We start from the raw sequence: 13,715 nt of genomic DNA, 5'->3' as shown, positions 1-13,715 counted from the left end.
ATACCAATCCATTTATTCTATACCCAAATCAAAAGGGACAGGGTAAAATAAATTGGGGACACCCTTATTTTAATTTGGGACGGAGGAAAATGAAAAAACCCCCGTCCCCTCCACTTACATCAACATCAACCATGCCAGTCCGTAATATGTGACAACTGCGACCAGGTCGTTGACAGTCGTGATCAATGGCCCGGAAGCGACCGCGGGATCAATCTTCAGTTTTTTGAACAGGATAGGGATGATTGTCCCGGAGATGCTGGACAGCAGCATGGATACAAGCAATGCAATTCCGGTACACATAGAGACGGAAAATGCAACTGCTGCCGGTTCTCCTTTGAAGATCAGCAGATACAATCCGATCAGCACGAAGGAGAGTATCCCGAGAATCGCGCCATTGCAAAGACCGACTTTCGCTTCTTTAGCGATGAGATACAACTTCTGTTTTCCGGTAATCTGTTCATCCATCAGCACACGGATAGTCACCGCCAGGGACTGGGTTCCTACATTTCCCGACATATCCAAGATCAGTGACTGGAAGCAAATGACCAGTGTCAGGCTTGCCACCACCGCCTCAAATAGACCTACTACGCTGGATACCACAAGCCCCAATCCAAGCAGCACGATCAGCCATGGAAGGCGTTTTCCGATGCTCTTCTTCATAGGTTCATATAGATCTTCTTCCGCGGTCAGACCGGCGAGTCTTGCATAATCTTCTCCAAGTTCTTCGTCTACAATCCCGGTAATATCCTGTGCGGTCAGTACACCTCGCAGTCTATTCTTCGCATCCAGTACAGGAATTGAATCTTCCGAATAATCTTTCATCCGTTCAATACAGTCTTCAATCTGTTCGTCCGCATAAACATAAGGATAGGATGTCATCGTAATTGCCTCAAGCGCCGTATTCTCACGGGCAATGATCAGATCCTTCAGATCGATGGCCCCTGCCAGCATTCCGCCATCATCTAACACATAGATTGTAGAGACATTATCATTTTCCGCTGCCTGATCCACCAGTTCCCGCATTGCCTGGCGTACGCTGATCCCTGCCCGGATGGCAATATAATTGGTCGTCATCTTACTTCCGATCTCATCTGCATCAAATGAGCTGAGCAGCATGATCTCTTTTTTGACCGACTCATCCATCAGATCAAGATGGGCATTGCGCTCCGATTTCTCCAGTTGGCGGAGATATTCTGCCGCTGCCGAAACTTCCATCTGTGACAGAACTTCGATTCTTTTACGTATTCCCAGTTCCCCGATATAGTCATTCGGATGATCCGAATATTCCATTACATTTGCAAGGGTTTCCGTGTCCAGAATACTATAAAGCCGGTAACGCTCATCCTTTTTCAGAAGTTCCATCGCTGTAGCAATATCATTTTCATGATAATCCTGAAGCCGTTTCTGCATTAACTTCGGTGTCAGATTGCTTCGGATGATATCTGCAATCTCCATCTGGTAATCCGGGTGCTGTACATGCCCTTTTATCTCTGTCAAATTCATTTTCTTTGTATTCATTGTTCTACGCCTCCTTTTCACCTGACCCATGGTGCAATTCAAGACCCATCTGCGAGTCCTGATGCGGGTTACGAATCTGCAAAGCAGGCATGGAGACAGCATATAATAAGTAAAAATGGGCATAAAAATACCATTGTCAGTTATAATACGACATGCTCCACACTCGCCTTGCGCCAATGTAGTACAGTTTTAGAAACGGACAATGGTACTCATATATCTTACATCTGTTCTATACATCTATAAATTCTCACAACAAAATCAGTCAGAATACGAACGGGCCATAGCCGCAGGAATTCTGACAATATATGAATACCTTGTCTGTACTTCGACCACTACTACCGTCCATAATCTCACCTCTCTTACTTACTGATATTTGCTATTTTGCTTCTATTATATTAACACAATTCTATCTTTGTCACAACCTTTTACTTCCCAGCCGAAGAATTTTCGTGAAGACAACGCTCCTTTTTGGACGTCTCTACATAAAATGCTTTCCAGAAAATCAACCCTTTCAGCACACTGGAAATGGTAAATGCCCACCAGATTCCATCTGATCCAAGCGCGGTCTTACAGAGTATCCATGCAATCGGCAGGCGAATCGCGGTAAATGTTATGCTGATAATACTGCAAAGCTTTGTATTCCCAAGCCCTGAGATTGCTCCCACTGACATCAATTCCAGACACATAAATGCCTCTCCCAGTCCTATAATCATAAGATAATGGGAAGACATGACAATCTCATCAGGCTGATGGAAAAAGATACTGGAGATTTCTCTCGGGAACAGAAGAAATACTACTGAGATCAGGCCTCCCCAGACGAGCACAGATATCACAGATATTCGGTATCCTTTTCTGACGCGGTCCATCTTCCCTGCGCCATAATTTTGTGCCGCAAATGCGTTCATCGCGGATGAAAATCCATTTGCAACGTTCCATGATATGGACTCTACCTGACCACCCACTCGCAAAACCGCGATTGCAATATCCCCAAAAATTCCTGCCATCCGTGAAAGCAGCATGGAGATCATGCAGTAGACCACCCCCTGAATCGCACTGGGGCCACCAATCAGGCATACACGTTTCATATAGGAGGCATCTATCTTACGGATATAATTTACACTTCTCAGAACATTTGCCTCGGATCTGTCCAGCCGCATGCCTGCTGCCAGAACCCCCACCACGACTATCTGGGACAGAACGGTTGCGATTGCCGCCCCCGCAGCTCCCAGTGCCGGGAAAGGCCCCGGTCCCAGAATCAAGACCGGATCCAATAACATATTCAGCATTAACCCTGTGAAATTCGCTTTCAAGGGGGTCTTGGAATTCCCCTGTGCAGTATACAGGCCCGTTAGCACCAGCCCCAAAAAGGAAAACAGAATCCATCCACAGGCAATCTTAATATAGATATGTGCCGCATTCACTGCATCCTGATGTTCCAGTTGGAAAAACGACACCAAAGACTCTGTGAAAAACCCACATACCAGCCCGAAAAGTATGCCTAAGATTACACATAACTGTATCGCAGCTGCCGCATATGCCTGCGCCTCTTTGCGATTCCCCCGTCCCAGTTCCTGTGCCATATAGACCTGCCCGCCCATCCGCGGCAGTGTTACCACTCCCTGAGACATCCAGATATACATGCTGCCAGCGCCGACTCCGGCAAGCACTTCTCCGCCAAGCTGCCCGACCCAGGCCATATCCATGATACTGTAGGCCGTTGACAAAAAAGCCGAAGCCATAATCGGCAATGCAAGTCTGGTCAGGACATTCAAGATAGGACCTTTTGTCAAGGCACCTTCTGTATTAGGCATGTGTTCACAGCTCCTTTCTACTAAGATTCTTCCAACAATTTTTGTGCAACTTCCAGATACCGACAATTTTACATCATATCTTCCACTTGCGCAACTGCCTCCTGGTAATTCAATTATAATAAGTGACACGGTAAATCGAATTGGGGACAGGGATATTTTAATCTGGGACGGAGGAAAATGAAAAAACCCCCGTCCCCATATGGAATTTGCACAAAAAATCTGCTATTATTTAAGAAAATAAATATTAGCAGAAAGAGGGAATATTATCATGTTGGACAAAAAGGTTGTAGAATTGCTGAATCAGCAGGTGAATAAGGAATTGTATTCTGCATATTTGTACCTGGATTTTTCGAACTATTACTATGACCAGGGATTGGACGGATTTGGTAACTGGTATAAGATCCAGGCGCAGGAGGAGCGTGACCATGCGATGCTTTTCATCCAGTATCTGCAGAATAATGGGGAGAAGATTATACTGGAAGCGATTGACAAGCCGGCTGTTGAGCTGGTAAGTGCTAAGGCTGTTCTTGCGGAAGGATTGAAGCATGAGCAGTATGTGACCAGCCTGATCCATACGATTTATGATGCGGCTTATTCTGTAAAGGACTTCCGTACCATGCAGTTCTTAGACTGGTTCGTTAAGGAGCAGGGCGAGGAAGAGACGAATGCTGATAATCTGGTTAAGAAGTTCGAGTTATTCGGAGACGATCCGAAGAGCCTGTATATGCTGGATAGCGAGCTTGGAGCACGTGTATATTCAGCTCCTTCTCTGGTACTTTAATATGAATCCAGATAAGATTATCTGCCCTTGTCATAAGGTAACCAAAGGTGATATCGCCCGCGCCATAGATCAGGGTGCCTCTTCATTTAAAGAAGTCAAAAAGGCCACCAAGGTTAGCAAAGCCTGTGGCAAATGTAAAAAGAAGGCTAAAAAATTAACTAAGAAATTATTAGGAAAATAATGGGTATTGCAAAGTCGGGAGAATGATTTGATTCTCCCGACTTTCTTCATGTTTCTATCTTTCTCCTACAATTATGTATAGTTTTTCATATAAGATGTCGTGGGCTTTTGACACTAACACCATATATTATACACAATTTTCGGGTCAAAAACAGGGCCGTAAGCTTTTTAGGCCCACGTCCCTGTAAAAAATAGATTTATTATAGATTATTTTGCACGTTTCTTAGATTCTACGTCGAAGATTACAGCTGCAAGTAATACTGCACCTTTAACAACCTTCTGCCAGTTAGCATCTACACCCATGATAGACATACCTAAGTTGATAACACCCATCAGAGTAGCACCGATGATAACTCCAGGAATTGTTCCGCTTCCGCCGTATGCAGATGCACCACCGATGAAACAGGAACCGATAGCATCCATCTCGTAGCCATCACCTGCAGTCGGGTTTGCAGAATTCAGACGGGCAATAACTACCATTGCTGCAACTGCTGCCAGAAGTCCCATGTTAGCATATGCAAAGAAATATACTTTGTTCGTATTGATACCGGACAGTTCTGCTGCTTTTTCATTTCCACCGATCGCATACAGATGACGTCCGATCGTTGTCTTGGATGTAATATAACCATAGATCAATACGATGACTACAATCCAGAGAAGGATATTCGGAATACCTTTGTACTGTGCAAGTCTCCATGCAAATGCTACGATAACTAAACTGATGATCGCACATTTGATGATATCACTGCTTGCAGGACCTACTGCGTATCCTTTTTTCACTTTTGTTGCTCTTCCACGGAAGGTAACTGCCACAAAGATTAACGCAACAATGATACCGAACAACAGACAGGTAATATTAAGTCCGTCACCATGGAAGAAATCCACAATGTACATATTAAACAGTGCCAGGTAATTCTCCGGCATTGGTGCAATTGTAAAACCGTCCAGAACGATATTGGAAAGTCCACGGAACATTAACATACCTGCCAGAGTTACAATAAATGGAGGTATTCTTCGATATGCAATCCAGAAGCCCTGCCATATACCAATTGCAAGACCAGTAGCCAACATAATAATGATGGTCACAAATACATTCATTCCTTTATTTACCATGAATGTAGCACCTACGGCACCTACAAAACATACAATAGAACCGACACTTAAGTCGATGTTACCACCAGTCAGGATACAGAGCAGCATACCTGTTGCAAGAATGAATACATATGCATTCTGAGAAATCAGGTTATTTACGTTCTGTGGAAGTAACATTCTTCCGCCTGTCTTCCAGGTGAAGAATAAAGTAACAACGACCAGTACAATGACCATTGTATACTTCTTTAAAAATGTAGAAATATTCGCACTCTTCATAATTTATTCTCCTTTGCTTGATTTCAAAATACTTGCCATAATCAGTTCCTGAGTTGCTTCTTCGCCGCTTAATTCTCCTGCAATACGTCCCTCATTCATAACATAAATTCGGTCTGACATTCCAAGAACTTCCGGCAGCTCAGAAGAAATCATAATTACGGATTTGCCCGCCGCTACCAATTCGTTGATGATACAGTAGATCTCGTATTTTGCACCAACGTCGATACCTCTGGTAGGCTCATCCAATATCAGAACATCCGGCTCAGCGAACATCCATTTTGCAAGGAGAACTTTCTGCTGGTTACCACCACTTAAGTTTCCTACGTTCTGTTCAACACTCGGGCATTTTGTCTTTAATTTTACTCTGTACTCCTCTGCCACGGCAATCTCTTTATCTTTATCAATGACACCGTGACTGCTTACACCTGCCAGATTTGCAAGTGTTGTATTCACACGGATTGGATTACTTAAGATCAATCCATTTCCTTTTCTGTCTTCTGTAACGTATGCAATCTTATGTTCAATGGCATCCTGAACGGAATGCAGTTTTACTTCTTTTCCATGAATATATAATTCACCGGAGATATCCTTGCCGTAGCTCTTTCCGAAGATACTCATAGCAAGCTCTGTACGTCCGGCACCCATCAGACCGGAGATTCCCAGAACTTCTCCTTTTCTTACATACATTGATACATTATTTACGACCTTACGGTCTGTGTATACCTGATGATGCACTGTCCAGTTCTTTACTTCCAGTGCCACCTCGCCTATATTTTTATTCTCTCTCTTCGGGAAACGGTCTGTAAGCTCACGTCCTACCATTCCCTTGATAATTCGGTCTTCTGTAAAGACATCTTTATTTTTATCCAGCGTTTCAATCGTGGAACCGTCACGGATAACTGTAATTTTGTCTGCTACATAAGCAACCTCATTCAATTTATGAGAGATAATAATCGAAGTCATACCTTGCTTCTTGAATTCCAGCATCAGATCCAAAAGTGCCTGAGAATCTGACTCATTCAGAGAAGAAGTAGGCTCATCCAAGATTAATAGTTTCGCATTTTTTGCAAGTGCTTTTGCAATTTCAACAAGCTGCTGTTTACCAACACCGATATCTTTGATCAAAGTACGGGAAGATTCCTGTAATCCCACTCGTTTCAGATATTTATCCGCTTCTCCGTACGTCTTGCTCCAGTCAATGGCGAATTTCTTACCCTGCTCATTGCCCAGATACATATTTTCACCGATCGTCATCTCCGGAACTAATGCAAGCTCCTGGTGAATGATAACGATTCCCTTTGCCTCACTGTCCTTAATATTATGAAATTTACAGATTTCTCCGTTATAAATAATGTCACCTTCGTATGTACCATATGCGTAGATACCGCTCAATACATTCATAAGGGTTGACTTACCGGCTCCGTTTTCTCCAACAAGAGCGTGGATTTCTCCTTCTTCTACCTGCAGATTAACGTTATCAAGTGCTTTTACACCGGGGAAAGTCTTGGTAATATTTTTCATTTCCAATAAAATCTTAGCCAATTGTGTCCCTCCCTTTCTTTCAAAAATGCAGGCGGACATCTGCCCGCCTGCCCGTTCACGCTTACTTCTTACTAACTATTTGATATCAGCTTCTGTATAATATCCAGAATCAAGCAGCATCTCTTCGTAGTTGTCGATTGTTACAACTGTAGGCTCGCAAAGGTAAGAAGGAATGACACCTGTTCCATTGTCATATGTCTCGTTATCATTTGTCTCAGCTTCTTCGCCGCTCATGATAGCATCAACCATCTTAACTGTCTGCTCTGCAAGTTTACGTGTATCTTTGAATACTGACATAGACTGTTTTCCAGCAACCAGATTCTTAACGTTTGGTTTGTCACAATCCTGTCCTGTGATGATTGGCCATTCACCATTGTAGTTTGCTTCCAGAGAGTTCTCAACACCAAGTGCTGTAGAGTCGTTAGAACACAGAACTACGTCAAGGTCTTTGTCTGCATAGTTAGAAGCAAGGATTGCATCCATTCTTGACTGTGCTTTTTCTGTTGACCAGTCAGCTGTAGAACACTCTTCTTTTGTAACCTGTCCAGACTGAACAACTAATTTTCCAGCGTCGATGTATGGCTGAAGAACGTCCATAGCACCACCAAAGAAGAAGTTACAGTTATTATCACCAGGGTCACCTGTGAAGATTTCCATATTGAATGGGCCATCTGCATTGTCAAGATCAAGAGCTTCTACAATATATTCGCCCTGTTTCTGACCTACCAGATAATTGTCAAATGTTGCGTAATAAGAAATTGCAGAAGAGTTCATGATCAGACGGTCATAAGAGATAACCGGGATTCCTTTTTCTTCAGCTCCTTTCAGTGGTGTTCCAAGAGACTCTCCATCGATAGAAGCGATCACTAATGCATCACAATCACCAGAAATCATATTTTCAACCTGAGAAACCTGTGTTGCAACGTCGTTACTTGCATACTGTAAGTCAACTTCGTATCCAGCTTCTTCTAACTGTTTCTTCATGTTCTCGCCATCCTGGTTCCAACGCTGAAGATCTTTTGTAGGCATTGCCACACCAATCTTACCGCTTCCAGCAGAAGTCTCTTTCTCTTCGCTTGAGCTTGAGCTGTCAGATCCACTTGTACAAGCTGCAAGTGAGAATGCCATCACTGCAACAAGTCCGATTGATACCAGCTTTTTGAATCTTTTTTTCATAGTTTTTTCCTCCATTCGATTTATTTGATATCATTACTATAACAACTATCAGACAGGACATGTTTGCAAAGGCTCGCACAAATTCAGAAAGTTACCGGGCAAAAAAATTGAGGGTAGCACTTTTTTGCGCTATCCTCAATTTAAAAATATGCTAGGCTATTTTTATTTATCTACATTCAGATACACTTCATCCCTTAGATGGAACCCAAGATCAATGATCACATCATCCATATTTTCTGCGGTCACGGCAATCGGAGGCAATGCCCAATACGGAACCTCATATCCATCCTGTGTCTTTTTCGTTGCGGTTCTTCCTACTTCCTCTCCAACCACAGCTTCCCCTTTGGCCATCTTAACTGCACATTGAGCCGCAACCTTCGCCAACCTTTCAATCGGTTTGTATACCGTCATTGTCTGTGTACCTTCTACTACCCTCTGGCAGGCTTCCAAGTCCGCATCCTGTCCAGTCACAACCACCTTTCCCGCAAGCTGCTTCTCACTCAATGCTTTGATTGCATAACCCGCAAGGCCATCGTTCCCACACATGACTGCATCTACATCTTCCGCATCAGACAGTGCTTCGTTCGCTGCCGCGAATCCGTTTTCCGGAGTCCAAGACTTCACATATATCTCTTTCACCACCGTCAGATTACTTCCCCCGATTCCTTTCTTAAATCCCGTCACCACATCCGCAGAATTGGTGTCCATCTCCGGTCCACAGAGCATGACTACGTTACCGCCTTCAGGAAGATTTTCGTTCATTGTCTCAGCCATCAGTTCTCCAACTGCTTCGTTATCTACAGTAATATATAGATCCGTTGTACATTCTTGAATCAATCGGTCGTAAGAAATAACATCAATTCCGGCATTTCTGGCCTTTGTCACCTCTTCTGTTATCTCAAAACAGTCAACTGCCACAATGACGATCACATCCATATCATCTTCAATAAACTTCTGAATCTGCTCTTTCTGCTTTTCTACGTCTCCATTGGCATTCTGGACATCAACGGATGCCCCTAACTTCTCCGCGGTCGACACAAACACATCACGGTCTCTCGTCCATCTCTCTAGCACAAATGTGTCAAATGTGATTCCGATTCTTAATTCCTTCTCTTCTTCACTTTCATTTTTATCCTCATGCTGATCCTTCGTATTACAAGAGCTAAGCATCATTGCCGTTAATATGATACACATCAGAACTGCAATGCATCTTTTCTTCATGACAATCTCCCTTCCCGGTACTCTGTAGGAGTTACTCCTGTCCATTTCTTAAATATTCGGCTAAAATAATTCGGATCACCATACCCTGATTCATGGCAGATCTCTTTGATACTTTTATCACTGTTATTCAACTGTTCTTTTGCATATTTTATTCGAAGTCCTGTCAGATAATCTATGTAATTCACGCCTTCCGATTCTTTAAACAGCTTACTCAGATAATAAGGACTAATCCCCAGTTCCTTGGCCATCTTCTCCAGAGATAAATCTTTGGAAAAATGTTCTCCAATATATTCCTTGGCCTTTTCGACTACGCTATTCGTCTTTTCCTGCTGTTTCATAGCGATATGGCTGCTCGCATCTTCCATTTTCTTCACGAACCATCCTGTCAATTCATCATAGGTCTGAAAAGAGATCAGGCTTTCCCAATATCCATCCCTGGCTCTGAAGCGATACATCATTCCTCCTTGCATATATGCAAGATGTTCTGCCCACAGTACAAATTCTATTGTTTTCAGACGAATACTTCCAGTAATCTCTGCCGATTGGCTTTTCATCCACAGAGCAAACTCTTTGCTTCGTTCTCTGGTCTTCTCCTGATTCCCTTCTTCTATAGCAGCAAAAAGTTCTTTTTCCAATTCATACGGGTATCCTTCTTCATATACACAAGTCACAGGCATATCCTTTGCATGTGTAACTTTTCCAACACCTTGACGTTCTGTATCCAGTGCCTCCTGATACGATTCATTGACCTCATTCCATCTCTTCACCGAGCCTATTCCTGCTTTGAACTTCAGATCCAGCTGCTGCTCCAGCTTTCTCAGCATGCCTCGAATGTTATCAATCTTAACAACCCTTTCATCATATTCTTCTTTCTCCAACTCACTTGGCACCAGAACAATCACCTTATTGGCCATCAGTGCACCTACAATTCCTCCGGTCGTCTCTTTGAGCATCTCCCGCATCACCATATAATGCTTCTGCAGACGGATTCCGGCACCCAAAGTATTGGACAACACACCTTTATGGAGCTCATCTCCACATTCTATGACCATCGCATATCCATAATCTGTATCAATATTTAAAAGTTCCCGATAATTCTGATTCATCTCCTTCCCCGGTCCGTCAAACAACACACTGTATACGAAGCCATTTTCAATCATCGGAATGACAACTTCCAGCTTTTCTTTAATCTTTAGGTCATTTCGTACCTTCTCTTTCCGCTCTCTTACCAGCTTCATTGCCTTTCTAAGTGTCTCTGTAAGAGTATCTCTGTTGATCGGTTTTGTCAGATAAGACATCACCCCTATATCGATAGCCTTCTGTGTATACTCGAACTTGTCATAAGCAGTAAGCACAATAAATACAATATTTTTATTTTCTTTTCGGATTTCCTGCATCGCTTCAATCCCGTTAATTCCAGGCATCTGAATATCCATCAATACAATATCCGGGTGAAACGATTCTGTCAGTTCAATTGCCATTCTTCCGTTTTTTGCCGATTCTACTTCACATTTATCACCAAAGCTTTTTTGAATTATGAATTCCAGGGATTGCCGGACAATTCCTTCATCGTCACAGATCAAGATCCGCATCATTTTTCTTTCCTCCCTCTCTCTTCTGTATATATAATATTACTTCTGTACCGCCATTCTCTCTCCTGCGAATATCAATCACATGCTCCATATTATAATATCGGCGCAATCGGTTGATGACATTGTCCATACCAATTCCCGCCGAATCTCTCTCACTGTTGCTGTGAGCACTCTCTCCACGGAGAATCTTATCTGCGATCTCCGGATCGATACCAACTCCATTATCCGCAACCTTGATACATACATTTTTATCGTTATTATATACGCTTACTTGTATTCGTCCTTTTCCTTCCATCTCACGGATTCCATGATTGACAGCATTCTCGATCAAAGGCTGGATAATCATACTGGGCATAACCGTATCCAGGAACCTCGCATCAATCTGCTTACTATAATGAATGTCACCGGAAAACCTTACATTCAATATATATACATAATTATCTACCAGCTTCAACTCTTCCCGAAGCGTTGTATCCTTATCAATCTTTCGTACATTATACCGAAAAAAATCTGCCATATTCTCAATAAAAAGGCATGCTTTTTCTGCACCTTCCATCATGGCAAGCTGCGCTCCTGCATTCAAACTGTTAAAAAGAAAATGAGGATTGATCTGCGCCTGAAGATACTTTAATTGAGCTTCTTTCAACTCATTCTTCATAATCAGTTCATTCTCAATCAGTTTATTTTCACGTTCATAATTTTCCTTTGTCTTTTGAATATATACACGGATACTGTCTATCATCTTGTTGCATGCTTTTGCCACCGTCGTGATCTCATCCCCAGTCTCCACGATGGGGAAATCGACTTCCATATTACCTCTTGCAATTTCATTTGCCGCATCTGCAAGCTGGATCAATGGTCTTGTAATATTTCTTGTCATAATAAAAATCCATGTAAATGCAATCAAGAGCGCGGCAAACAACAGGAACATACTGATTCCGGTCAAATATGTCAGTGAGGTGCGCAGCAGTGAATAATTATTAGAACTTTCAAGAAAGACCGATGTATTCAAGCTGTTAATACACGATTGAAGATAATCATACAGTCTTTTTGCCTCGCCATAATCGTCATTATATTTGCTGACGTTACGTCCTCGTTTTGCTTCTACCGCATCATCCGCTTTTTCCAGATAAGTCAGGGACATATTATATATATTTTTTTCCATCAATTTATTGTCGTCGTCCACAGTCTGGTGATTCAACTGACCAATCATATTATTATAATCCTGTGTATAAGAGTAAAAATCCTCCAGCTGATCTGAACTCTTTGTATTCAGATACTGATAAAGTGCCGACTGAATCCCATCCAGCGTATTCGACAGATCATTCAACTGTATATTATTACTGTATACACTGTCAATCTGGTGCACTGCTTCATTTTGATTGTAGGACAAGTATATATTCAGCACAAATACTAACACCATGATCACTACAAACACTTCCAACAGTTTTGTACGAATGGATCTCTTCCTTTTCATCTGCTATTATTCGTCCTTTTCCATATAATCTTTCACATTCTCTCTGGTAATCAACGTTGGTGTAACCGTAAGATATTCATTCACATATTCTTTTTCAAGATACTCACTCATTCCCTGTGCAGCTGTTTTTCCCAGATCCTGTGCATTAATCAATACACTGGACTTGATGATTCCTTTCTGAATTCCTTCCAACGTATCTTCCGAAGAATAATATCCTACAATCACGATCTGACCTACACGGTTATAATCCACCACACTCTGATAGGCGCTGATCGTGTCTACCGCACTTAAGCACACCAGGATATCCGGCGGTTCCGAATCCAGAAGCAGGTTTCTTACCGTCTCTTCTGATTCAAACTTGCCGGAATTATCAATGACACTTGCAGAAAACTCCATCTTATCACTGACAGAAGCCGTTGCTTCATGGATACCCGAGTAGATCAGGTTCGGGGCCGTCTGCTCTCTATTGGAATCAACTAACACAGAAACTCTTACTTTTCTTCCCAGCTCATTCGATATATTCTCTACCTCTTCAATAATCTCATCGCCATACAACTCGCCGGTCGCAAAGTCATTGCCGCTGACAAAACTGATTCTTTCACTGTCTGGCACATCCGACAGAATTGTCATAACAGGGATTCCAGCCTTTGCCGCCTTCTTTATCTGCTCTGTCAGACCTTCCCCACCATCTGCTTTCAATATGATACCATCAACCTTCGCCGCGACCGTCATCTCAAAAAGTTCTTCTGTCGAATAATCTTCTACAAGTCTTTCTCCAAAATTTTCAATATATATTCCTTGTTTCTTTCCTTCCTCTCTGGCACTTTGATAGATGGAGAGCCAGAATTCCTCAGACGGCTCTTCGCTGATCATAACAATATGCTTCTGATATATGGTATCATCTACTCTTGTTTTTTCTCTGATCTCCAGTTTATTTTCCAGAAAAACGCTGATTCCCGTCAAAAGCGCCAGAAATAGAATACATATAATCAGCATGATTACAATTCTGTGTCTGTTTTCCTTAGGAATCTTCATGTCCTATCTACCTC

General features: G+C 42.4%; 11 protein-coding genes. 2 read left to right on the top strand and 9 right to left on the bottom strand.

Annotated elements, in window-relative coordinates; genetic code table 11:
- Positions 1–114: 114 nt before the first annotated feature.
- Positions 115–1,518: a magnesium transporter gene (gene mgtE, locus ABE613_RS00140; RefSeq protein WP_347375293.1), complete on the bottom strand. Its 1,404-nt coding sequence runs from the start codon at positions 1,516–1,518 to the stop codon at positions 115–117.
- A gap of 425 nt (positions 1,519–1,943) precedes the next feature.
- Positions 1,944–3,329 (bottom strand): MATE family efflux transporter, encoded by a 1,386-nt coding sequence (locus tag ABE613_RS00135; protein WP_347375292.1) that lies wholly within the window; start codon positions 3,327–3,329, stop codon positions 1,944–1,946.
- A gap of 268 nt (positions 3,330–3,597) precedes the next feature.
- Between ABE613_RS00135 and ABE613_RS00130 the strand changes: the two genes are divergently transcribed.
- The gene (locus ABE613_RS00130) at positions 3,598–4,110 is read left to right on the top strand and encodes a ferritin (RefSeq protein ID WP_235231571.1); all 513 of its coding nucleotides are present in this window, start codon (positions 3,598–3,600) and stop codon (positions 4,108–4,110) included.
- A 1-nt stretch (position 4,111) separates the two neighbouring features.
- A complete protein-coding gene (locus tag ABE613_RS00125) occupies positions 4,112–4,291 on the top strand; it encodes a (2Fe-2S)-binding protein (RefSeq protein WP_347375291.1) in 180 nt (59 codons plus the stop codon).
- Positions 4,292–4,497: 206 nt separating this feature from the next.
- Here ABE613_RS00125 and mmsB read toward each other — a convergent pair whose 3' ends face one another.
- The 7 genes from mmsB to ABE613_RS00090 form a co-directional block, all read right to left on the bottom strand.
- Positions 4,498–5,661, bottom strand: a complete 1,164-nt coding sequence (gene mmsB, locus ABE613_RS00120) for a multiple monosaccharide ABC transporter permease (RefSeq protein ID WP_420370565.1) — start codon at positions 5,659–5,661, stop codon at positions 4,498–4,500.
- On the bottom strand, positions 5,662–7,200 hold the full coding sequence (gene mmsA, locus ABE613_RS00115) for a multiple monosaccharide ABC transporter ATP-binding protein (RefSeq protein WP_235231568.1): 1,539 nt from the start codon (positions 7,198–7,200) through the stop codon (positions 5,662–5,664).
- 75 nt (positions 7,201–7,275) lie between these two features.
- Positions 7,276–8,376: a multiple monosaccharide ABC transporter substrate-binding protein gene (gene chvE / locus ABE613_RS00110; RefSeq protein ID WP_331473004.1), complete on the bottom strand. Its 1,101-nt coding sequence runs from the start codon at positions 8,374–8,376 to the stop codon at positions 7,276–7,278.
- Positions 8,377–8,538: 162 nt separating this feature from the next.
- Positions 8,539–9,597: a sugar ABC transporter substrate-binding protein gene (locus ABE613_RS00105; RefSeq protein ID WP_347375290.1), complete on the bottom strand. Its 1,059-nt coding sequence runs from the start codon at positions 9,595–9,597 to the stop codon at positions 8,539–8,541.
- Positions 9,594–11,192 carry a response regulator transcription factor gene (locus ABE613_RS00100; RefSeq protein WP_347375289.1) on the bottom strand — a complete coding sequence of 533 codons (1,599 nt, stop codon included), beginning with the start codon at positions 11,190–11,192 and terminating at the stop codon, positions 9,594–9,596. The genes ABE613_RS00105 and ABE613_RS00100 overlap by 4 nt, the downstream gene beginning before the upstream one ends.
- On the bottom strand, positions 11,170–12,666 hold the full coding sequence (locus ABE613_RS00095) for a sensor histidine kinase (protein WP_347375288.1): 1,497 nt from the start codon (positions 12,664–12,666) through the stop codon (positions 11,170–11,172). The genes ABE613_RS00100 and ABE613_RS00095 overlap by 23 nt, the downstream gene beginning before the upstream one ends.
- Before the next feature lie 6 nt (positions 12,667–12,672).
- On the bottom strand, positions 12,673–13,701 hold the full coding sequence (locus ABE613_RS00090; RefSeq protein ID WP_347375287.1) for a sugar ABC transporter substrate-binding protein: 1,029 nt from the start codon (positions 13,699–13,701) through the stop codon (positions 12,673–12,675).
- Positions 13,702–13,715 lie beyond the last annotated feature (14 nt).

Origin of the sequence: Dorea chungnamensis (genome assembly GCF_039832125.1) — a bacterium.
Classification (GTDB): Bacteria; Bacillota; Clostridia; order Lachnospirales; family Lachnospiraceae; genus JAFBIX01.
The sequence above is the reverse complement of the archived record's forward strand: the minus strand, read 5'-3'. Positions and strand labels throughout refer to the sequence as shown.